The organism is Gemmatimonadaceae bacterium (assembly GCA_030647905.1).
Lineage (GTDB): Bacteria > Gemmatimonadota > Gemmatimonadetes > Gemmatimonadales > Gemmatimonadaceae > UBA4720.
In genome coordinates this window covers 43,024-65,026 of record JAUSJA010000029.1, presented here as the reverse complement: position 1 = coordinate 65,026, position 22,003 = coordinate 43,024, and the positions used below count along the sequence as shown (strand labels likewise).

The following is a 22,003-nucleotide window of genomic DNA, read 5'->3' as shown; positions in this document are numbered from 1 at the left end:
GTCAGTGCCATGGCAGGTGACCGGAAACCACTGGGTCACGCTGCCGTGCATTCATCCCGCCGATGCTTCTGTGCACATGCTGGGGGTCGTGCACGCCCAATCGCGCGGAGCGATAGAGTTCGCGGGGAATGCTGGATTTCTGGATGGAACTGGAGCGCCTCTCGCGCGCATCACCGTCAGCGTGAACGGCGAGGCACGCCCGCTGGGCAGCGAAGGCATCACGTGGGAACGTGATCTCGGCTGGCTCCCCGGTTTCAACTGTCGTCTGGGCGACCTTGCCCTGCGCGGAACGATCGTCGCGCCGCACGGGAAGAACGCGGACGTCTCCGGCGCTGTCATCGCGCTCACCCTCGAGAACCGGGGCACTGTATCCCTGTCATTGGCGATCGGGCTCGAGGGAGTTCTCGGACACCGGCAGCTGAGGATTCGCACGCCGCGCGAGTTCACCGACGGACATTCTGCGTCGCGAGGCACCGCGGAATCCATCGTGCTGGAAGGGAAAAGCGCCGAGAGCCCTGTCGCGATGGCGATCGGAGGCGAGGGGGATTTCGATGTCGGGCTTCGCGACGGCGCCTCTCCGGCATGGTCGCTCGCGCGCGACGTGACGCTCGTTCCGGGGGAATCGCACTCCCTGGCGTTCCACATGGCCGTCGCACCCGAGCGTGACGGTGCGGAAGCGGTGCTCGGAGTGATGCGGAGGCGAGGTGCCGATGCGCTGCTCGCCGCCACTCGCAAGGCGTTGGCTCAGATGGAGCCGGTGACGGGAATCGCGTCGGCCGACCGGCTCATTGGCCGCCACGTCTTCTTCGCGTATTTCTGCGCTGTCGCCCGCGCCATTGACGATGCGCACGTCTATGTCATGCGGAGTCGCGTTCCGTGGAACGGCAGGGGACTCACGATTCGCGATTGGGACGCGCTGATGTGGGTGCTTCCGGCGGTTCAGCTTGCCGACCAATCGCTGGCGAGAGAGCTGCTGCTGCGCGTCTGCGAGCTGCACGGCTACGCTCCGGGAGACGGAGTTCACTATCTCGACGGCTCCATGTTCGAGCCGGGGTTTTCTCTCGAGGGAGCGGGCGCCTATCCGATCGCCGTGGATGCGTACATCGTGGCGAGCTCGGACGACAAGGTGGTCGAGGAGCCGCTGCTCGCGGATTCCCTGTACGGATCGTACGAGGACATCGAGGCGCGCCGGCACCCGCAGCTTTCGCTCTATGCAACGGAAGTGAATCCTGACGGGACCGTGCCGCCGTTCGAGTACACGATGCACGGCAACGCCGTGGCGGCGCTGGCTCTCGACATCCTGAAGCACACCCTCGACGAGAAGACCTCGGAGAAGGTTCAGGACTCTTCGGTCGTGCGCGCGGCGCTGATGCGGCATTTCACCGTGCAGGGCGCCGCCGGGAAATCGGTGCTGGCGGCGGCGGCGGATCTGGCGGGGAAGACCGCGCTCGACGATCAGCCATCGGGATCCATGTACTGGCTTCCGTACTACGATCTGCTTCCGCGGGACGAGTCCGTGTATCGCCGCACCGTCAAGCCGCTCCAGGCACAGACGCCGGCGGAGCTCGTCGTACGATGCGCGCGCATGCTCGGCCCCTCAGGATCAGAATCGCTGGACTGGTTCCGTCGCGCGCCACTCGACGGCGGATTTGCCGCCGAGATGGTGGACGACGAGGGACGCGCGACGGGTAACGGCGGCGATGCCGCGCTTTCCGGATTGGTCGCGTACGCCGCGTGGTACGCAGTGCACGCGCTCGGAGCAAGAATCTAGCGCGGTCGCCATCGCTGATGTTGATGCGCCGACCGCATGCTCATAGCTTTGCGAACGGCTCTCATCCGCTCGGGTGGCGAAACCGGTAGACGCGAGGGACTTAAAATCCCTTGTCCCAAAGGACATGCGGGTTCGATCCCCGCCCCGAGCATCCTGTCATCAAAGCACTTACGCCACTTGCCCAATCAGAGCCTTGGGAGGTGGCGTGCACGCGCGGCACCTGAGCCCGCGTACAGAGCGGGCATACGTGGGATGGATCATCCGCTAAATCCGATATCACGGCACGCGGCATCCCACCGAACTGGGGGAGACCGAAATCATCGCGTTTCTCACGTATCTGGCCGCCGAGCGGGGCATGTCGCGTTCGACGCAGATGCAGGCGTTGAGCGCGTTGCAGCTGTTGTATCGCGAGGTGCTCGGCATACCCGTAGGCGATCTGCGGCGTGTGTTGCGGTCCGCGTCACCGACGCGTCTTCCCGCCGTGCTGAGTCGTGGGGAAGTGCGTGCGATGCTCGGGACGTGGTACGATTCTGCCTCCACCGTCCACGCGGTCGTGAGCCAAGATGGGCAGAATGCGTACGCCGTAGCATTCACAGGGGAGGATGGCAAAGAGGCGCACTTCACTGGCCATCTTGCCCAAGCGGACGGTCTTACTCTCTTCGATGTCGAGCCGGGCCCGCTCTCTGAGGTTCTGGACGAGACATTCCGGAACCATTATCTGCCGCTCCACAGCTTCTACTTTGCGCAACGGGCTGCCGCCCGCGTTGTCCTGCTGGATCTCGCGGGCTATACTTCGGATAGCCTCCGGAGGCCAAACGATGATCACCAAGATCCAGAAGTGGGGAAACAGCCAGGGGCTGCGGTTAAGCAAGACCCTGCTGTCCGACGCCGACATTGATGTCGGCGATGCGGTTGATGTGGCGGTGCACAAGGGCGCCCTGATCGTGACCCCCGTGCGGCGCGTGCGGGGCGGGCACGACTTGCGTGATCTTGTTCGCCGCGTCCCGAAGGGCTACAAACCTGGAGAGCTTGACTGGGGCTCCCCAGTCGGCCGTGAGGTTTGGTAGATGGCGGACTATGTCCCGCGCAAGGGAGAGCTGATCGCCCTCACGTTCGACCCGCGATCAGGTAACGAGCAACGCGGGCGTCGTCCCGCTCTCGTCGTCAGCAACGACTTATTCAATCGACACACCGGTCTTTGCATCGCGTGTCCGATTACCAATACCCGCCGCGATTACCCGTTCCATGTGGCAATTCCAGCAGGCGAAGGCGTTACCGGGTTCATCATGGTGGAGCAGGTTAAGTCGATCGATTTCCGGTCCCGAAAGGCGAGGCGACTCGGGAAAGCCTCGGCAGAAATTCTTCAGGAAGTGTTGTCGATCCTGGATGCATGCATCTACTGAGCTCAAAGGGAAGCGTGCCGGTCAGCACAGCATCCGCGTCAACGACCAGTTCCGCGTGTGCTTCCGCTGGACGCCGGCTGGCCCGGAAGACGTCGAGATCGTGGCGGGTAAGCGCGCGATTACGGCCGATACGGATCTGAGGCTGTGCCGGTTTTTCGGCCTGTCGAACGGCTATTGGCTTCGGGCCCAGGTGGCCTATGACACCGAAGTGGCGGCGAAGGAGCTCGCCGAGACGCTGCGAAGGATCAAACCATGGGTCGGTACCGCAGCGTAGGGCGCTGGCTCGGCCTGACAGGAAAATGGAGCTGCCGAGGTGCTGCGCACCCGCAGCTCATTTCCTGAGCGTTAGAACTTGTTCACGGGCGATCAGGCCCGGAACGGTTGGATGAAGCGGCCAGTCAGTGGGCGGAACGCACTGCAGGAAACCTCAACGGCGCGACGCTCTGCGCGTCGACCTCGAGGCAGTGATCGAAGAGTATTTCGCTGCCAGGAGACCGCCGCCGCCGCCACCGACCTACGACTACATCTTGATCAGTGTGCGACAAAAGGACGTAGTCGCCACGTTCAATTGGGATCCGTTTCTAATTCAGGCGTACCTTCGGCCTCGTGCCGCGTCAAATCAAGCACTTAGCCGCTCTGTCGGGGGCGAGTTGAGAAAGACGGGCTAGCGCCACAGCGCGACCTGCACTCGAATGGCGAACGGAGCTCGCCCTACAGTCGTGAGCAGATGCCCCCGCCGCCCCACGAGCCCATACCGGCATCAAGGGTGCCGAGCCAGCCCACCACCTTTTCCGCCGCTTTCGCGCCCACCGCGCCGAGCACCGGCCCGATGGCACCGGTGGCGATCGCGCAGGGCAGTTCGCCCGGGGAGGCGATGTCGCCGGGCTGTACCTCCAGTGTGGCAAGGGTGAGAGTCGCCGCGTGCAGCTTCGTCAACTTCGTCTGCTCGAGCGAAAGCCACGCGCCGAAGCCGAAGCTTGCGCCGAACGCCGAGGCCGCTACGCCGATGTTGTTCAGCACTGTGGTCGCGCGATTGAAGACGGCGTTGATCTCCTCCACCTCGCCACCGCCGCTGCCGTCGTGAAGCACGCCGATCAGCGTGCCGTTTCGCGGTGTTACCGCCCAGAATCCAGCCGTCGACGCATCCTGCTCCACGAAGCGCACCCGCGTGCGCCACACCGGATCATCGGCCACCCGAGCGAGCGTTGCGAGCCCCTCGCCATCCGCGCCCTTGAGTACGCTGCCGACCTTCCGACCTGCAGCCACGACAGCGAGTGCCTTGCCCGCGAGGAGTGCCCCGGTCGAGGTCGCATAGCGCGCCTGTTCAATAAGCGCGAGGCGCGCCGTGCGCTCCAGCGTGCGCTGCGTGCGCGCTCGCGCATCGGCACCGACGGTTGCGACGCGCAGCATGGGCAACACGTCGACCCGACGCAGGCCGGGGCGATTCGGCCGTCGGCGCGACGTGGTCAGCACCGCGCTGAGCCCCTGCGCAAAAGTTACCGTCTCGTTGTCACCGTCACGCTGGAGCTGCGGGAAGAACGAGAAGACCTCGGGCGCAACGCCGTACGGCGCCTTGGTGAGCTCGGCGACGACGGCCTTGCGGTCGCGCGCCGCTATAGCACGGAGCAGCGGTTCCTGCGCGAGCATGCCGGTGAGCACATCGTCGATCCACGCCGACGGCGTCGGCGCGTCGCCCTCGAACGTCAGCAGAGCGGTACCGAAGAGCGCGGCCTCGACCTCGTCGGCCGCGCCCTCGACCAGCGGCCGCAGGTAGCGGTCGCGCCCCAGCTGGACGTTTACATAGAGTCCGGCGAGCGCGTCGGGCAGCACGCGCTCGGCCTTGGCCGGGACGGTGTAGGTCGCTGTGGCCGAAATGCCGCGACCGGCGAGCTCAACGCGCACGGTGCGTTCGCCGGTGGCGTCGGCCGGCGCGGTATAGCTCAGCCGATGCGCGGCCGCGGTGCGCGCTGCGACGAGGCGCTGGATCGCCCGCACCGCTGCGTCCGGGTTCGACGCGGTCGCCGTCTCACCGCCCGCGGCCTCGGCGAGCGCGGTGAGCGCCTTCATATCCGGACTTCCCACGCCGATCACCACCGCCGGTGGCCCCGCGACGATGCGCGCCAGGTAATCCGCGCGCGGCTGGTCGGTCGCCTTGCCGTCGGTGACGAGCACCACCACGGTGGGATCGGCGGCAGTGCGCGCCCGCGACATCGTTTGCCACAGCCCCGACTCGAACGATTTGGGCAGGTGGCGGCGGGCCGACGCTTCGACTTCCGTCGCGTCGGCGAGCCACGGTTCGGCGACAGGGTTTTCTCCTACGGCCCGCACCCGCAGCCGAAGCGTCGGATCGTCCGCCAGCAGCCGCTCGGCAACCGTGCGCGCGAACTCGACTGCACCACGGTCACGGAAGGCGGCGGGCAGACTTCGCGATCCGTCGAGCAGCAGCAGGACCCGAGGTGCGCGACGATTGCGTGTGAGCGATGCCACGACGGGCGCACCGTCCTGCACGAGCAAAGTGCTGGCAGGCAGGCCGTCCACCACGGCGCCCGCCGCGTCGCGCGCCGTGACGGTCAGACTAACCGACGGAAACGTAACACTGCGTGCCCCGACCTCGAGCGAAGCGACCCGTGCCACCAGTGCGGCATCCCTTCGGCGTCGGCCACCGGCTCATCGTTGACCCGCACCGCACCATCACTGCCGATGTCGATGACGTCGCCCCCGAGCGTGATGGCGCGGCCGGTGCGGGTTTGTCGGGCGATGTCGGCGGCGGGCAGATCGGCACCGCGCAGCGCCAGCATCGGGACGACGGCGCGCACCTCGTTGATGCGCATCGTGAGCAGTCGATCAGCCGAGACCGGCGGCGCAAACCCGACGATCACCTGGCGCCCCGCGAGTTCGCCGGCGGCCCATTCGGCGCTGACGAGTTCGACCAGCTCCTCGGGCGCCGAGGCGCGAGTCATATGGATGGCGATGCGCACACGAGGCGTCGGCGAAGGCGCAGCAGCAGCCGAGGGCTTGCCGATCAGTTGCGGGGCGTTGAACGCGGCGCCGGGGACGTTGGGGTTGGCAAGCCGCTCGCCGGCGGGCGTTAGCACGCGGACCAGCGGCAACTCGATCGATCGGCGCGGCGCAGCGATCGCGCCCGTACCGAGCGCATCTCCGGCAAGTGCGGCAAGCTGTGCCGCGAGCGCAGTGGTGCCCCGGTCGTCAGGATCGAGCGGAACCACCGGCGGCGCAGGGGGGGGTCCGTTGAGCGCGGCCGCGAGCGCCGCCTCCTCGCCGGGCGCGAACGCCGGCGCGAACGCCGCACGCGTACTACCGCGCAGGAGGGCCAACGGGTCGCTGTCGGCGAGCGCAACACGGCCGACGACGACGACGGCTTCGAGCCCCGCCTCGCGATAGAGCTCCGCGAGCAGCTCGGCCTTTTCGCGCGGTGTGCCCGCGCCGTAGCGCAGCGCTGCGCGGGTGCCACAACGCATCGTCCGTACCGGCGCGACAAAGCCAGTCTCGTCGTCGGGCAGTGTGTGGATCTGGTCGCGGACGAACAGGTGCAGCGCTTCGACGTCCTTCCGCGCCACGAGGCTGCGTGCGACGACGGCGAAATGATCGGGCGAGCGGCGCACCGATTCCCGGATCAGTCGCATCGCGTCGAACGGCGAGTTGATGACCACGGGCGCCGCCGTGGGGGCCCGACGACACCCGGGCAGCCCGAGGAAACCGGCGGCGACAGCCGCCTGAAGCAACTGGCGTCGGGACAGTGAAATCATGATGGCGGCTACCGTCGGCGTTTAGCTCGGGGCCTGCCGGACACGCGGCATCGACCCGGGAAGCTGGTTGTTCAACTCAGCGATCTCGGTGCACGTACCCGGGCTCCGCCGGGCCACCCGCTCAGTCAAGTATGCGACGTCCCCACGCCGTGAGCAAGCGGCGCGTCAAGGATGCAGGGCGCAAGTTCTTCTCTGAAGCGCGGCCCGGTTCAGCATCGCCCGCGTCTTATCATTTGTGTAACTTCCGCGCATGACTGACGTCGTTGCGCTGGCCGCCGAGCTGCTCGCCATTCCATCGCTCTCCGGCAGCGAGAAAGCGGCCGTCGATTTCGTTTCGCGCTGGCTCATCGCGCGAGGCTGGAACGTCACCGTTCAGGAAGTCTCGAAAGGGCGCGGCAACGTCTGGGCGTCGCGCTCCGGCGGCGGAGTCACGTTCTCCACCCATCTCGATACGGTTCCGCCTCACATCGCTCCGAAGCTCGATGGCGACAAGCTTCGCGGACGCGGCGCATGTGACGCGAAGGGAATCGCTGCCGCGATGCTCGCCGCAGCGGACCGGCTCGTCGCTGCCGGCGAGGATCGCATAGACCTTCTCTTCGTCGTCGGCGAGGAGCAGGGCTCCGACGGTGCGCGAGCGGCCAACAATCTCTCCGCGACGAGCCGTTTCCTCGTGAACGGAGAGCCCACGGAGAGCAAGCTCGCGAGCGGCGCCAAGGGATCGCTCCGCGTGAAGGTCAGGACGCGCGGCCGCGAGGCGCATTCGGCCTATCCTCATCTCGGCGAGTCTGCCATCGAGCCGATGCTCAAACTGCTTCCAACGCTTCATGATCTGCCGCTTCCGTCGGACCCGGTGCTTGGCGAGACCACGATCAACGTCGGCCTGATCAGTGGCGGCACCGGCGCCAACATCATTCCTGCCCACGCCGAGGCCGAGATGATGATCCGTCTCGTCGGCGACGTCGAGCCGATGAAGAAGATGATTCGCAGCTGGGCGAAAGGGCGCGCAGAGGTGGAGTTCGGATCGCACATCCCGGCGCAGCGCTTTCATATAGTGGAAGGATTCGACGTCGCCCCAGTGGCGTACACGTCCGACATTCCTCTGCTGTCGCGGTGGGGAACGCCGTTGCTGTTCGGACCCGGCTCCATCCACGTCGCGCACACGCCCGACGAATACATAGACGTCAACGAGCTCCGCGCGAGCGTCGGCGCCTACGAGCGCATCGCGCGGCAGCTGCTCGCATCATGACATACTCACCGCCCAACGGACAGAAGTGGCCCGTCGCCATACTCGGCGCGACCGGCGCGGTTGGGCAGACGTTCATCCGGCTGCTCGCGAATCACCCGTGGTTCGAGATTGCCGAAGTTGCAGCCTCAGAGCGCAGCGAGGGCAAGCGCTACTCCGACGCAGCGTGGTGGCTCGAGGGAGAAATGCCGACCTCGGTCGCAAACATGATCGTGAAGTCCACGGATCCAGCCGGAATCCGATCGCCGATCGCGTTTTCGGCGCTCGACTCTTCCGTCGCCGGTGACGTCGAGGGCGCCTTTGCGGCTGCGGGAAAGTTCGTGCTCAGCAACGCGAAGAACTTCCGCATGGACGCCGATGTGCCGCTGGTGATCCCCGAAGTGAACGCGAGCCATCTGCAGCTTATCGAGAGACAGCGCTGGGAACGTGGCTGGACCGGCGCTATCGTCACGAACGCCAACTGCGCCGCGACCGTTGCGGCGGTTGCGCTCGCGCCGCTTCAGGAGCGGTTCGGAATCGATCAGCTTTTTCTGACGACGATGCAGGCGGTCTCCGGCGCGGGCTATCCAGGCGTTGCGTCACTCGACATTCTGGGAAATGTGATTCCGTACATCGCCGACGAAGAGCCCAAGCTCGAGTCCGAGATGCTCAAGCTCCTTGGCCGGTATGCGGACGGTGTCGTCGAGCTCGCGAACATGAAAGTCAGCGCGCAGACGAACCGGGTGGCGGTGGAGCACGGACACACCGTGTGCATTACGGCGTCGTTCCACGAGCCCGCCACCGCCGAGCAGGCGCTGGCGGCGCTGCGCGGATGGCGCGGAGATGAGGCCACATGGAATCTGCCGAGCCATCCCGAGCGTCCGCTGGTCGTCGCCGATGAAGCGAACAGGCCGCAGCCGCGCCGCGACGTCAACGCTGGCGCCGGCATGACGGTCACCGTCGGACGCGTGCGAGCAGACACCGTACTCGACATTCGGATGGTCGCGCTGGGGCACAACACGATTCGCGGGGCCGCGGGCGGGTCCGTTCTGAACGCCGAGCTTCTCGCCGCGACCGGCCGACTCGGCAAAGCGTGATCGTCATCAAGTTCGGCGGCACCTCGGTAGCCGATGCGACGGCGATTCATCGCGCCGCCGACATCGTCAAGCGGAAGCTCGATCGTTCTCCGGTCGTCGTCGTATCCGCGCTCGGCGGCACGACCAACGCGCTTCTTGCAATCGGAGAGCAGTCGGCCAAGGGGCATCTCATCGGAGCGTTGCGCGGCGTGGAGACTCTGCGCGACAGGCATCTCGGCGAATGTGAAGCGCTCCTTGGCGGGACGGATGCGGCCGATGAGACAGCTGCCGAGCTCAGCGCGATGTTCGACGAGCTCGCTCATCTCGCCGAAGCGCTATCCACGCTTGGACACGTGACTCCGCGCTCGCTCGACACCATCGCCGGCTACGGCGAGCAGCTCTCCGCGAATCTTGTCGCGGCGTTCTTTCAGAGGATGGGGATCGCGGCGGAGTATGTGGATGCGCGCGACGTGATGATCACGGACGAGCATTTCATGGAAGCCGAGCCGCAGACGGACATCATCGCGGAACGCTCGCGCGAATTGATACGACCGCTCGTGGACGGTGGGAAGGTTCCGGTGATGGGCGGGTTCATCGGCTCGACGACCGGGGGAATCACGACGACACTCGGCCGCGGCGGATCGGATTACAGCGCGTCGCTCATCGGGGCCGCCCTCAATGCGGAAGCGATCGAGATATGGACCGACGTGGACGGGATGTTGACGGGAGATCCACGAGTGGTGGAGGGATCGCTGCTGATCGAACAGATAAGGTTCGATGAGGCGTCGGAACTGGCGTCGTTCGGCGCAAAGGTGCTGCATCCGAATACGATCGCCCCCGCTGTGCGCCTTGGCATTCCTGTTTTTGTCTACAACTCGCGGAATCCGGACGGAAAGGGAACACGAATCACTTTCGACGCGCCGCACAGGCCGGTCAGCGCCATCGCTGGAAAGACCGATGTGACGGTCGTCAAGGTGACGGCGGCCCGCATGCTTCTGGCGCATGGTTTTCTGCGCCGCGTGTTCGAGATCTTCGAAAGGCACAAGACATCGGTGGACGTCGTCGCGACCTCCGAAGTTTCGGTATCCGTCACGATAGACGACCCGGCACGGCTCGACGCGCTGTTGGTGGACCTGCGCGACCTGGGTGATGTCTCGATCGAGCGGAACCGCGGCATCATCGCGATCGTGGGCGCGGGGATCTGCGACGCGGGCGGCGCGATGGGGCGGGCCCTGATGGCGCTCGGCGACGTGAAAATTCACATGATGTCGCTCAGCGCGACGGGGATCAACCTGACCGTCATTGTGAACGCCGAGAACGTGCAGCCGGCGATGCGCCGTCTGCACACGGAATTCTTCGGGAACGCGTCCGCATGAAAGAGCCGGCGATCGCCATCATCGGCGACGGAAAAATGGGCCGCATCATCGGCCAGATGGTGCAGGAGCGCGGGTGGCACCTCACCGCGATGCTGGGCGAAGAGCACAATCGCGATGGCGTCGGAATCACACGGCGTGCGCTCGGCGACCCAGACGTTGCGATCGAGTTCACCGAGCCGTCATCGGCGGTCTCCAACATCATGGCGTGCATTCACGAGGGAGTGCCGGTGGTAATCGGCACCACCGGATGGTACCAGGCGTTGCCGCTGATTACCGCGACCGCCAACGAGGAAGGCGCATCGCTGCTGTGGGCGCCCAACTTCTCGGTGGGTGTCACGCTGTTCGTCGAGCTTGCGCGAGAGGCGGCGAGGATCATGTCGCGATCCGATTTCTCCGCGGCGATGGTCGAGACGCATCACTCTGCAAAGAAGGATGCGCCGTCCGGCACCGCGCTGGCGATCGCGCGCGCAATGGAAGGTGTGATGGGAAAGCCGCTGCCGGTGACCAGCATCCGCACCGGCTCGGTGCCGGGTACGCACGAGCTGATATTCGACGGAAAGTTCGAGCAGATCATCATGCGTCATGAAGCCCGCGACCGGCGCGTGTTCGCCGATGGCGCGCTCCGTGCGGCTCAATGGCTGATCGGAAAGAAAGGAGTGTTCACGATGCGTGACGTCCTCGGGTTTTCACCGGAAGGGACGCCGGAGGCGAAATGATTCGAATGCCCTCCGATACCAGGTTGAGGCCGCTCCTGCGTGGCTGCGGTACCGCGCTCGCCACGCCGTTCACGGATTCCGGAGAGCTGGACGAGGCGGCTCTGCGCGCGTTCGTCGAGTGGCAGGTGACAGAGGGCATTCACTTTGTGGTCCCTTGCGGCTCGACGGGTGAAGCGGCAACGATGACGCCGGACGAGCACCGGCGCGTGGTCGAGATCACCGTCGAGCAGGTGAACGGCCGCGTGCCGGTAGTGGCCGGCGCCGGCTCGAACGACACGAAGAAGGCGATCGCCCTGTCGAAGGAGATGCGGTCCGCGGGGGCGACGCACCTCCTCCATACGTCGCCGATGTACAACAAGCCGCCGCAGCGAGGAATTATCGCGCACTTCCGGGCGATCGCCGACGCGGTGGATCTGCCTCTGGTCGTGTACAACGTTCCCGGGAGAACCGGCAGCAATGTCGAGGCGGCGACCACCCTCGAGCTTGCGGAACACGGCAACATCACCGCTGTGAAGGAGGCGTCGGGAAACCTCGGCCAGATCGCCGAGATCATTCGCAACCGGCCCGAGAACTTCACGGTGCTGTCGGGAGACGACGGTTTGACGCTGGCGGTGATGGCCGAGGGGGGGGACGGGGTCGTCTCGGTCACGTCGAACGTCGTTCCGCGGCTGGCGTCGAAGCTCGTCGAGCTCTACGACGCGGGGGACACGAGCGGCGCCCGCGAAATCGCGCACCGCCTCGCGCCGTGGACGACGGCCGCGTTCGTCGAATCGAACCCCATGCCTGTGAAGGCGGCGTTGGCGATGATGGGGCGCTTTCGAAATGTGCTGCGCCTTCCGCTGGTGCCGCTCAGGGACGCGCACGAGGGTTTGTTACGCGACGCTCTTCGCGCCGCCGGAGCGATGGACGCGTGACGCCGTGAGCAACGCAACCGCGCTGCGAGATCGTATAGAGTCCGCGTTGTCCGATGCCGCCGCCGGCAAGCACGCGGTTGGCGCACGCGAGGCGGTGGACGCGCTGCTCACTTCGCTGGAAGCGGGCGAGGTCAGAGCAGCGGAGCGGGGTACAGATGGATCCTGGAATGCAGTTCCGTGGGTGAAGCGGGGAATTCTTCTCGGATTTCAGGTCGGCACGCTGACGGACATGTCGAGCGGCTTCAGTTTCTTCGACAAGGACACTTATCCGCCGCGTAACCTCACGCTCGCCGACGGCATTCGCGTGGTGCCGGGCGGCTCGGCGATCCGCCGCGGAGCGTACGTCGCCGCGGGAGTCGTTTGCATGCCCCCGATGTACATCAACGTCGGCGCGTACGTCGGAGCGGGAACGATGGTTGACTCGCACGCGCTCGTCGGATCGTGCGCGCAGGTCGGAGAGCGCGTGCATCTCAGCGCGGCGGCTCAGATCGGTGGCGTGCTCGAGCCGGTGAACGCGTCGCCGGTCGTGGTCGAGGATGACGTCATCGTCGGCGGCAACTGCGGCATCTACGAAGGCACGGTCGTGAGGGAGCGTGCGGTGATCGGAGCCGGAGTCATACTTACGAGAGGAACGCCGGTGTTCGACCTCGTGCGCGAAACAGTGTACCGGGGGACGGCGGACAGGCCGCTCGAGATTCCAGCGAGCGCGGTGGTCGTTCCAGGCGCGCGGCGTGTGACGTCGCGGTGGGGTGAGAGCGAGGGACTGTCTCTTCAGACGCCTGTCATCGTGAAGTACCGCGATGACAAGACGGATAGCGCGACAGCCCTCGAAGGCTGGCTGCGATGACGGGGCGCGGCACCGTCCGCGTACCCGGTGACAAGTCCATCTCGCACCGCGCGCTGATTCTCGGCGCGCTTGCAACGGGCCAGTCGCGCATCGGAGGAATTCTCCAGTCGGCGGACGTGCGTTCGACGGCTGCCGTGCTTCGCGCGATGGGTGCGCGCATTCCTGACCTGTCGCCGAGCTTCAGAATCGCCGGCATGGGATTGCGCGGACTCACCGAACCCGGCGCCGCCCTCGACGCCGGCAACAGCGGGACGACAGTGCGCCTGATGGCCGGAGTCGCCGCTGCATATCCGTTCTCGTCGCGCTTCGAAGGCGATGCCAGTCTCAGCAGGCGCCCGATGAAACGCATCGCGGAGCCACTCACCGCGATGGGGGCCCGGTTCGAGTTCGCGCGCGGCGACGGGCTTCCGATGACGGTGCATGGGGGCCACCTCTCGGCCATCGCGTGGAACACGCGCGCCGCAAGCGGGCAGACGAAGAGCGCGATCCTCCTCGCCGGCCTCGTCGCCGGAGTCCAGGTGTCGGTCCGCGAGTCCCACAAGTCGCGGGATCACACCGAGCGCATGCTCGTCTCGCTCGGCGCGGCGGTCTCGACCGATGATGTCACCGTGAGTCTGGCGCCCGTCGCGTCGCTCGGCCCGCTGGACATGGAGGTGCCCGGCGATCCGTCTTCCGCCGCCTATCTCGTCGCGCTCGGCATATTGCGTGGCGGGGGAGAGGTCGTCCTGCCCCGTGTTTGCATCAATCCTACTCGCACGGGGTTCCTCGACGCACTGGCGGCGATGGGGGCCGACATCGAGTATGTGGAGAGAACGGCTATCGCGGGAGACAGCGCGGCCACTGTCGTCGCGCGTCCCTCCAGACTTTCCGATGCGGTGATCTCCGGCGAAGAAGTGCCGGCGATGATAGACGAGCTGCCGCTCATGGCGTGTGTTGCGGCGGCGGCGGGCACAAATCTCGAGGTGACCGGAGCCGCGGAGTTGCGGGTGAAGGAGAGCGATCGTATCTCGACGGTCGTTTCGAACCTCAACGCAATTGGCGCCACCGCCGAGGAGCTGCCCGATGGCTTTCGTATTTCAGGGCGGCGCATGCCTCTCACGGGCCGCGTAGCCACGGCTGGCGATCACCGGATCGCGATGGCCTTCGGAATCCTCGGCGCGCTTCGTGGAAACGCCATCGAGATCGACGATCGCGAATGCGTCGAAGTGTCGTATCCGGGATTCTGGGCCGATCTCGAACGATTACGACAGTAGCCGGACGGCAATCGTCTTCATGAAAGTTCTTTTCATCGTGACGGCTTATCCGCGCCATGAGGGTGACGTCATCACTCCGTGGATGGGCGAGACCATTGACCGGCTGCGGATGGCGGGCACGGAGGTCGAGGTTCTCGCTCCATCGTATCGCGGATCGCGAACAGGTACGATCGGTGGCGTGAAGGTCCATCGGTTCCGATACGCGCCCGCGAGGCTCGAGACGCTCACGCACGACGTGCCGGCGCTCGACAGGATCGCCGCGAATCCGTTGTTCGCCGCTCTGCTGCCGTCATATCTGGCCGCCGGCTCCGCGGCTGCGGCGCGCATCGCACGCGAAGGGGAGTTCGATGTCGTGCACGCATTCTGGCCGATCCCGCATGGCCTGTTCGCGATCGCCGCGAAGCGGGCGTCGCGTGCGGCGCTCGTGTCCACTTTCTTCTCGTCGGAGCTGAACTGGACGGGCCCTGCGCGAGGCGTGTTCGGACCCCTTCTGCGCAGCATCGTGCGAGCCTCCGATGCCGTCACCGTGATTTCCAGCCATACCGCCGCGCGGCTTCGCGAGCACGTGCCCGGCGCACAGAGCGTCACGGTGCCTTTCGGCGCGGCCGCGGTGAGCCGCACTGATTCTTCCGGCTCAGCTACCGTCGTGCGTCGTCGCGACGATCCGTTCGAGCTTCTCTTTGTGGGGAGACTCGTGCGCAGAAAGGGAGTGGACGTGTTGCTGCGCGCCGTCGCCCTCATCGCTTCGGATGCGCGGCTCCATCTTCGGATCGTGGGCGGAGGGCCGGAGAAGGAAAATCTGATCGCGGCATCGGAGGCGCTCGGGCTCGGGAACCGCGTGACTTTCGAAGGCGTGGTGGACAAGAAGCGAGTGAACGAGCTGTTCGAAACCTGCGATGCGCTCGTCCTTCCCGCGATCGTCACCGCGACGGGCGAGACGGAAGGGCTCGGCGTCGTATTGATCGAAGCGATGGGATACGGGAAGCCGGTAATCGCCGCGTCCGCCGGCGGCATCGTGGACATCATCTGCGACGGCGATACCGGCCTCCTCGTTCCGCCGGGTGACGCAGTGTCACTGGCCGTCGCTATCTCGAAGGCGATGGACGATCCGGCAGAGCTTGCGATGATCGCCAGCCGCGGGGCAGCGTACGCTGGACGTGCCTTCGGATGGAACACCATCGTATCGCGTCTTCTATCGGTCTACGAATCGGCGATCGCCGCGAAAATCGCCGCGAAAAGACTGGCGCGAATCGGGGGCCATTGAGAGCTTTGTGGCACGCCGGCACGGGGCTCGCCTCGCCTGGCGCACGAAGGCCTTCCATCCAGGACCCCGACATGGTCTCCCACGGCCCTTCAATATTGCCACACAAGTGAGCGCATCCAAACAGGCTTCGCGGAAGGACCGGCAAACGCCCGGTCCGCGCACGACGGTCCCGGCGCGACCGGCCGACACTGACCTCGTCGTGCCGTTCCGCCTTGCTGCCGCTATTTTCTTCGCGCTCGCGATCATTTACTTCGCTCCGGCGTTTCTGCCGGACCGCGGGATTTTCGGCACGGATTATCTCGCCGGCGGTTACCAGTTCATGGAGTTCCTCTCCAGCCAGCTGCGCGCGGGAGTGATTCCAAAGTGGGTGCCGTACGTCTACGGAGGCGTTCCCCTTCATGCCAATCCGGGAAGCACGTACTACCCGACTCGCCTCCTGTTGATGTTCCTTTTGCCGGACTCCCGGATTTTCCCCGCGCTGCTGCTGACGCAGTTTGCGATCGCGGGGACCGGGATGTATCTGTTCGCGCGCGAGCTTGGAGTGCGCACCTGGGTCGCGTTCGTCGCCGGTCTCGCTTTCATGTTCACCGGCATGACGATGTCGGGCGTGTACAGCGGGCACGATGGCCGGATAATCGTCGCGACATTCTCGCCGCTCGTGTTCTGCTGCATCCACCGGGGCATGCGCACCGGCGCAATCGCCCCCTTCGTCGGTCTCGCGGCGACGCTGGGCTTCTCGCTGCTGTCATTCCAGATCCAGAGCAACTACTACCTGCTGCTCGTCGCCGCCGCGTGGACTCTCTTCTGTGCGTGGCAGTTCCGCACCGCTGGCCGGCCGAGGGTCGCGGCACGAATGGGGAAGGCGCTGCTGGCAGTGGGCTTCGCGTTCTCGCTCGCCGCGGTGAACTTCCTCCCGTTCCTCGACTACGTCGCAGAATCTCCGCGAGGTGCCGCCGGCGGGCGCGGGTACGAGTACGCAACGTCCTTCTCGATGCCCCCGGCGGAGATCGCCGGCCTGGCGATTCCCGAGCAGCAGGGCACGCTTCAGACGTATCACGGCAAAAGCTTCTTCAAGCAGCACACTGAGTACGTCGGCGCGTTCGTCATCGCCATGCTTCTGCTCGGGTTCTATTTCTCGAGGCGCAGCCGCTACTGGGCATTCTTCGGCGTGACTGCTCTGGTCGCGACAAGCATGTCGTTCGGCGGATACACACGACTCTATAAGGTGTATTTCAACTATCTGCCGGGAGTCAACAAATTCCGCGCGCCGTCCATCTCGTTCTTCCTCGTGTCGGTATCGCTCGTGACGATGGCGGCACTCACCCTCGAGGCGATCGCCCGTGTACGGGACAACGCAGCGGAGAGCGAGCGCACAGTGAAGAGGTCGGCGAAGGCCGGAACGAAAATGCGGACCGACGCGGACTATGCGCGCTACATGACGGCGGGTCTGATGATTCTCGCGGTGCTCCTGCTGTTCACGTCTCAGGCGATTCCGTCGCCGATGGGAGAGGCGGTCGGGTGGATTCGATTCGGGCTCTTCCTTGGCGTGACCTCGTTCCTGCTGTGGCGGTGGGCATCCAACAAGCTTTCGTCTCGCGTGCTGGCGACGGCGCTCAGCGTCCTCACACTCACCGATCTCTGGGTAGTGACGCGAAAGTTCTTCCAGACGGTGCAGCCGCCGGACCAGGTGTACGCGGCGGATGACGTCGTCGAGTTTCTGAAGTCACAGGGCGACAGCGGTCGCGTGTGGGTGTTTCCATTCGGCAACCAGGCCGTGTACCACGGAAACGACCGCGTCGGCAACAATAGCATTCCTCTCCGGAACTACCTGATGCACTTCGGGTTCGAGCAGGTCGGCGGAGAGCACGGTAATCAGCTCGAGCGCTTCAACAAATTCGCCGGCGCTGGACGGCAGGTGTATGTGGATTGGCACAACTTCACACAGTGGCCGGCGTTCATGAGCGCCGCGAACATCCGCTACATCGTAAGCGGCCTGGAGCTCCAGATGTTCAGCACCGACAGCAACAAGGCGACGCCGGACATCGAGGAGGTCTATCGCGGGTCCACAGCGATCGTGTATCGGAACAACCGGGCGCTGCCGCGCGCATACATCGTCCCCGAGGTGCGCGTGATTCCGGATGCCGACAGCGCTCTCGCGTTCATGAAGCTCAACGGATGGGATCCGGCCTTCGTCGCAGTCGTCGATCGCCCGGTCGGCGAACCGCTGCCGCAGACGCCGTTGACGCAGGCCGCCGCCATCACGGAACGGAAGCCCGACCGCGTGGTAGTGCGCACGACGACCAACCGGCCCGCGCTGCTCGTTCTCAGCGACGTTTACGCACACGGGTGGAAGGCATGGGTGGATGACAAGCCGACACTCATCGCGATCACCAACGTCGCGTTCCGCGGAGTCCCCGTGGGAAGCGGCACGCACGTCGTGAGATTCGAGTTCGACCCCGACTCACTGACGAAGGGACGCATGATCAGCTCGATTCTCTTTCTCGTACTGATCGCCTACGGAGTCGGTTACGCGGGGGTGAGCGCGCGGCGGCGGAAGGGCGAGCCCGAGCCAGCGTGACGAAAGCTCCCGCCTTCACCGTCATCATTCCGGCGTACAACGAAGCCGAGAACATCGGGCCGTTGTTCGACGCGCTGGAGGCGACTTTCGCCAGGCACGGTCTCGATGGAGAAGTGATTCTCGTGGACGATGGATCCACCGACGAGACGTGGGCTCTCTCGGTCGCAGCCGCGACGCGAATGGGAGACCGTGCGCGCGTCGCGAGACATCGCCGGAATCTCGGCAAGACCGAGGCGATACTCACCGGTGCGCGTGAATCCAGGGCCGATGTCTTCATCGTGTTCGACGCGGACCTGCAGCATTCGACCGAGGAGATCCCGCGGTTCATGGCGGAGATCGACTCCGGGTGGGACATCGTGACCGGACGAAAAGTCGGCGCATACGAGAAGCGCGCCGTCAGCTCCGTTTACAATCGGCTGTCGCGCTTCCTGTTCGATGTCCCGGTGCGCGACCTCAACTCGATGAAGGCGTTCCGGCGGGAAGTTCTCGACAGCGTGTCCCTGCGCCACGACTGGCACCGCTTCTTCGTGGTGATTGCGTACGCCAACGGGTTCTCGGTCGCCGAGATTGACATCGAGCTGTTTCCCCGACGCGCTGGAGTTTCGAAGTACACCGGCGCGGGACGCGTGACATCGAGCGTCGGTGATCTGCTGGTCGTGTGGTTCTATCTCCGCTTCAGTCGCAAGCCGATGCAGCTGTTCGGCGGGGCAGGGCTGGCGCTCACCGGTCTCGGCGTCCTGATCGGGCTCATCGCGACAATCCTGAGGGGATTCGGGATCGGGCCGCCGCCCACGGGATACCGCCCCCTGCTCGGCCTGGTCCTGCTGCTGATCGTCGTCGGAATCAGCTTGTTCGGATTCGGCTTCACGGCCGAAATGATCGCTCTGCTGCGGAGTGAAGTGGAGCAGCTCAGGCGCGGCGACAAACGGTCATCCACCTAGCCGCGCCGATTATATTCGGCTGATGTCAAGTCAGAAGATGGTCGTCGCGATAGATGGCCCGGCAGCATCCGGAAAATCATCCACCGCGAAAGCGATCGCCCGTGCACTCGGATTTCGTCATGTCGATTCCGGCGCACTCTATCGCGCCGCCACGGCCGCGCGCGTTCGCATGGGCGGGGCTGTCGAAACGTGGACCGAAGAATCGGTCCTCGAAGCCGCGAAGATCGTATCGCTTGCACCTACCCAGTCGGGATTCACTCCGCTGCTCGAAGGTGTCGTCGCCGAACGGGAAATGCGCGGTGAAGCGGTGACCAGCAAGGTATCGGTCGTGGCGAAGATGGCCGCCGTCCGGGAGTGGGTGAACTCACTCGTTCGCAAGGCGGGCGAGGAATACGACGTCGTCGTGGATGGGCGCGATATAGGCACGGTCGTTTTCCCGAACGCGCGGCTCAAGGTCTTTCTCATTGCAGCGCCGGGCGAGCGCGCGAGACGTCGCCTCATCGAGCGGCTGGAGCGCGAGCCAACGGAGAGTGAGATCGCGGAAGAGACGGAAAAAATCGGCCTCCGCGACGAGATGGACGCTGCGCAGAGTGCGCGCGCGCCGAAAGCCGTCGTCATTGACACTACGCATCTGGCTCAGGCGGAGCAGATAGAGCGCATAGTGTCGCTCGCCCGGGCGGCCAGGGGCTGACCGCGTCGCCGGTGATCGCGCGACGGAAAGGCCACAAAAATGGGTGCTCCTCACGCTCCTCGCGTTCGAGTAAGGCATCGCTCTTGCCGAGATTGACTGGTAAGGCCGTCACCGGCGGCGGATCGATAGCCGACGTCCGGACGGGCGGTCGAGACACCAGAGAGGGAGGACTGATGAAAGCACGCGAGATCATGACGGGGAACCCGGCCTGCTGCACCACTGAAGACTCGCTCGAGCAGGCGGCGAACCTGATGGCGCAACACGATTGCGGGTGCCTGCCCGTGGTGGACGGAAAGAGCGGTCGAGTGGTAGGAGTCGTGACGGATCGCGACATCGCTGTACGCGGCGTGGCGCGCGGCCAGAGCCCGGCAGCGAAAGTCAGCGAAGTGATGACGGCGTCCCCGCACACCTGCGGCCCTGACGTCGATCTCGCGGACGTCGAGCGCACGATGGCCGAGCGGCAGATACGTCGCATGGTCGTGGTGGACGATGCCGGTCGCTGTGTCGGCATGATAGCGCAGGCCGATCTTGCGCGCGCCGCGGCACGGAGGGGCGAGGTGACTGATCGTGAAGTCGCGCGCGTTGTTGAGCGGATCTCGGAGCCCGCGGTCGGCGCGAGCCGCCTCCCGCCATCCGACGCGTCGCGTCAGCCGGAGCTCGAGCAGCGTTTCTGACAGAGGCTCACTGCGTGCGGGGCCAGCCGTAGTGACCCCGCGCGCGGCGATGTCAAGCGTGTCCGACGAACCAGTCTCGAGCGAGCCGGGCAACCTGCTGCAGCGTTCCCGGCTCCTCGAACAGGTGAGTCGCGCCAGGGACGATCTCGAGCGTCACCGGCGCGTGCATCTGAGCCATCGCCGCGCGGTTCAGCTCTATCACCTGTTCGTCGCGGCCGCCGACGATGAGCAGCGTAGGGGCCTTAACGCGCGGCAGCGCCGCGCCGGCCAGATCCGGTCGCCCTCCCCGCGAAACGACGGCTGAGACTCGATCGGGCCGGTCCGCGGCGGCGACGAGAGCGGCGCCTCCGCCGGTGCTCGCGCCGAACAGGCCTACCGACAGCTCACGTGTCGAGGCTTCGTCGTTGAGCCAGTCGATCGCGCCCACCAGGCGATCGGCGAGAAGTTGGATGTCGAACCTGTGCTGCCGTGTAATGACGTCGGTCCTTTCTTCCTCTTCGGTGAGCAGATCCACGAGGAGCGTCGCGAGGCCCGCCTCTTTCAGCACCTGGGCAACGTACCGGTTGCGGGGGCTATGACGGCTGCTTCCGCTTCCGTGGGCGAACAGAACCACTCCGCGTGCGCCCCCCGGGGCGGCGAGTGTGCCTTCGAGGATCGCGCCCGCGGCGGTGACATGCACCGTGATCTCATCGGTGTCGGTCGGCGATGTGTATTGCATCTTTGTCTGGAGTCTCGCGTTGGTGTTGAAGTCGCGCTCAGTGGCGCGCGAGCGCGGCGGGGCCGCCGTGCTCCTGGCGTGCGCGCTCGAGAATCTCGTGCACCTCTTCGTCGGTGGTCTGGCCGAAGTCCTCGTACCAGAGCCCGACTGCGTAGAACGGCTCGGGCGTCAACGCGCACACCACTTCGTCCGCCTCTGACCGGAGCATCTCGCATGTGGATTGCGGCGCGATCGGCACGGCAACGACGATACACGCGGGTTTTTCCTGCCGGAGAGCGGAAATGGCGACGCGCATGCTCGATCCCGTGGCGAGGCCGTCATCCACGAGAATGACGGTGCGGCCGGCGACCGCCGCCTGGGGCCGATCTCCTCGATACTGCGTCTCGCGCCTCTGCAGCTCCAGTTGCTCGGCGTCGATCACCTTCTGCACTTCCTCTTTCGTTACTCCGGCTCGATGTATGAGCGATTCGTCGAGCAGGCGAGCTCCTCCGCTGGCGATTGCTCCCATGGCGAGCTCCTCGTGCCATGGAAGTCCCAGCTTGCGGACGACGAAAACGTCGAGTGGGGCGCCGAGGGCGAGGGCGACCTCGAACGCCACCGGGACTCCGCCGCGAGGCAGGCCGAGGACGCTGACGTCGTGCCGGTTCGCGTACTTGGCCAGTTTCGTCGCGAGCTGACGGCCCGCGTGGGTCCGGTCGTGAAAGCGGGGGGAAATCACTTCGCTGCCTCCTGCCGGCATCTCTCCTCAGAACGGAGCATGTTGCTTGCCAGGGGAGCGCTAATGGGCCTGAC

21 protein-coding genes and 1 tRNA gene are annotated in these 22,003 nt (G+C 65.6%); 17 read left to right on the top strand and 5 right to left on the bottom strand.

Annotated elements, in window-relative coordinates; translation table 11 throughout:
* Positions 1-4 precede the first annotated feature (4 nt).
* Positions 5-1,771, top strand: coding sequence for a hypothetical protein (locus Q7S20_10170; GenBank protein MDO8502196.1), 1,767 nt, complete (start codon positions 5-7; stop codon positions 1,769-1,771).
* Between the two features lie 67 nt (positions 1,772-1,838).
* Positions 1,839-1,922 (top strand) — tRNA-Leu (locus tag Q7S20_10165).
* Between the two features lie 309 nt (positions 1,923-2,231).
* Here Q7S20_10165 and Q7S20_10160 read toward each other — a convergent pair.
* Positions 2,232-2,486 (bottom strand): hypothetical protein, encoded by a 255-nt coding sequence (locus tag Q7S20_10160; protein MDO8502195.1) that lies wholly within the window; start codon positions 2,484-2,486, stop codon positions 2,232-2,234.
* Positions 2,487-2,589: 103 nt separating this feature from the next.
* On the opposite strand from Q7S20_10160, the gene Q7S20_10155 reads away from it, so the two are divergent.
* The 3 genes from Q7S20_10155 to Q7S20_10145 are packed head-to-tail and all read left to right on the top strand — an operon-like array spanning position 2,590 to position 3,448.
* Positions 2,590-2,838 (top strand): AbrB/MazE/SpoVT family DNA-binding domain-containing protein, encoded by a 249-nt coding sequence (locus Q7S20_10155; protein MDO8502194.1) that lies wholly within the window; start codon positions 2,590-2,592, stop codon positions 2,836-2,838.
* Positions 2,839-3,174 carry a type II toxin-antitoxin system PemK/MazF family toxin gene (locus Q7S20_10150; protein ID MDO8502193.1) on the top strand — a complete coding sequence of 112 codons (336 nt, stop codon included), beginning with the start codon at positions 2,839-2,841 and terminating at the stop codon, positions 3,172-3,174. It begins immediately after the preceding gene.
* Complete coding sequence (locus tag Q7S20_10145; protein ID MDO8502192.1) at positions 3,158-3,448, top strand: hypothetical protein; 291 nt, start codon at positions 3,158-3,160, stop codon at positions 3,446-3,448. The genes Q7S20_10150 and Q7S20_10145 overlap by 17 nt, the downstream gene beginning before the upstream one ends.
* 437 nt (positions 3,449-3,885) lie before the next feature.
* Here the strand turns inward: Q7S20_10145 and Q7S20_10140 are convergent, their stop codons facing one another.
* A complete protein-coding gene (locus Q7S20_10140; GenBank protein ID MDO8502191.1) occupies positions 3,886-5,808 on the bottom strand; it encodes a VWA domain-containing protein in 1,923 nt (640 codons plus the stop codon).
* Positions 5,745-6,941 carry a hypothetical protein gene (locus tag Q7S20_10135; protein ID MDO8502190.1) on the bottom strand — a complete coding sequence of 399 codons (1,197 nt, stop codon included), beginning with the start codon at positions 6,939-6,941 and terminating at the stop codon, positions 5,745-5,747. The genes Q7S20_10140 and Q7S20_10135 overlap by 64 nt, the downstream gene beginning before the upstream one ends.
* A gap of 250 nt (positions 6,942-7,191) precedes the next feature.
* Between Q7S20_10135 and Q7S20_10130 the strand changes: the two genes are divergently transcribed.
* The 12 genes from Q7S20_10130 (at position 7,192) to Q7S20_10075 (ending at position 20,493) form a co-directional block, all read left to right on the top strand.
* The gene (locus tag Q7S20_10130) at positions 7,192-8,187 is read left to right on the top strand and encodes a M20/M25/M40 family metallo-hydrolase (GenBank protein ID MDO8502189.1); all 996 of its coding nucleotides are present in this window, start codon (positions 7,192-7,194) and stop codon (positions 8,185-8,187) included.
* Positions 8,184-9,260, top strand: coding sequence for an aspartate-semialdehyde dehydrogenase (asd, locus tag Q7S20_10125; GenBank protein ID MDO8502188.1), 1,077 nt, complete (start codon positions 8,184-8,186; stop codon positions 9,258-9,260). Before Q7S20_10130 ends, asd begins: the two co-directional genes overlap by 4 nt.
* The gene (lysC, locus tag Q7S20_10120) at positions 9,257-10,615 is read left to right on the top strand and encodes a lysine-sensitive aspartokinase 3 (protein MDO8502187.1); all 1,359 of its coding nucleotides are present in this window, start codon (positions 9,257-9,259) and stop codon (positions 10,613-10,615) included. The genes asd and lysC overlap by 4 nt, the downstream gene beginning before the upstream one ends.
* Positions 10,612-11,331 (top strand): dihydrodipicolinate reductase C-terminal domain-containing protein, encoded by a 720-nt coding sequence (locus tag Q7S20_10115; protein MDO8502186.1) that lies wholly within the window; start codon positions 10,612-10,614, stop codon positions 11,329-11,331. The genes lysC and Q7S20_10115 overlap by 4 nt, the downstream gene beginning before the upstream one ends.
* Complete coding sequence (gene dapA / locus Q7S20_10110; GenBank protein MDO8502185.1) at positions 11,328-12,245, top strand: 4-hydroxy-tetrahydrodipicolinate synthase; 918 nt, start codon at positions 11,328-11,330, stop codon at positions 12,243-12,245. Before Q7S20_10115 ends, dapA begins: the two co-directional genes overlap by 4 nt.
* Positions 12,246-12,249: 4 nt before the next feature.
* A complete protein-coding gene (locus Q7S20_10105) occupies positions 12,250-13,092 on the top strand; it encodes a 2,3,4,5-tetrahydropyridine-2,6-dicarboxylate N-succinyltransferase (GenBank protein ID MDO8502184.1) in 843 nt (280 codons plus the stop codon).
* Entirely contained in the window at positions 13,089-14,345 is a 1,257-nt protein-coding gene (gene aroA / locus Q7S20_10100; GenBank protein ID MDO8502183.1) for a 3-phosphoshikimate 1-carboxyvinyltransferase, read from the top strand. The genes Q7S20_10105 and aroA overlap by 4 nt, the downstream gene beginning before the upstream one ends.
* 19 nt (positions 14,346-14,364) lie before the next feature.
* Complete coding sequence (locus Q7S20_10095; GenBank protein MDO8502182.1) at positions 14,365-15,609, top strand: glycosyltransferase; 1,245 nt, start codon at positions 14,365-14,367, stop codon at positions 15,607-15,609.
* 106 nt (positions 15,610-15,715) lie between these two features.
* Positions 15,716-18,187 carry a YfhO family protein gene (locus tag Q7S20_10090; protein MDO8502181.1) on the top strand — a complete coding sequence of 824 codons (2,472 nt, stop codon included), beginning with the start codon at positions 15,716-15,718 and terminating at the stop codon, positions 18,185-18,187.
* Positions 18,184-19,128, top strand: a complete 945-nt coding sequence (locus tag Q7S20_10085) for a glycosyltransferase family 2 protein (protein ID MDO8502180.1) — start codon at positions 18,184-18,186, stop codon at positions 19,126-19,128. Before Q7S20_10090 ends, Q7S20_10085 begins: the two co-directional genes overlap by 4 nt.
* A 22-nt stretch (positions 19,129-19,150) precedes the next feature.
* Complete coding sequence (gene cmk / locus Q7S20_10080; GenBank protein MDO8502179.1) at positions 19,151-19,819, top strand: (d)CMP kinase; 669 nt, start codon at positions 19,151-19,153, stop codon at positions 19,817-19,819.
* A 173-nt stretch (positions 19,820-19,992) separates the two neighbouring features.
* The gene (locus Q7S20_10075) at positions 19,993-20,493 is read left to right on the top strand and encodes a CBS domain-containing protein (protein ID MDO8502178.1); all 501 of its coding nucleotides are present in this window, start codon (positions 19,993-19,995) and stop codon (positions 20,491-20,493) included.
* 52 nt (positions 20,494-20,545) lie between these two features.
* Here Q7S20_10075 and Q7S20_10070 read toward each other — a convergent pair whose 3' ends face one another.
* Both Q7S20_10070 and Q7S20_10065 read right to left on the bottom strand, forming a co-directional pair.
* On the bottom strand, positions 20,546-21,211 hold the full coding sequence (locus tag Q7S20_10070; protein ID MDO8502177.1) for a dienelactone hydrolase family protein: 666 nt from the start codon (positions 21,209-21,211) through the stop codon (positions 20,546-20,548).
* Positions 21,212-21,248: 37 nt separating this feature from the next.
* Complete coding sequence (locus Q7S20_10065) at positions 21,249-21,929, bottom strand: phosphoribosyltransferase (GenBank protein MDO8502176.1); 681 nt, start codon at positions 21,927-21,929, stop codon at positions 21,249-21,251.
* Positions 21,930-22,003 lie beyond the last annotated feature (74 nt).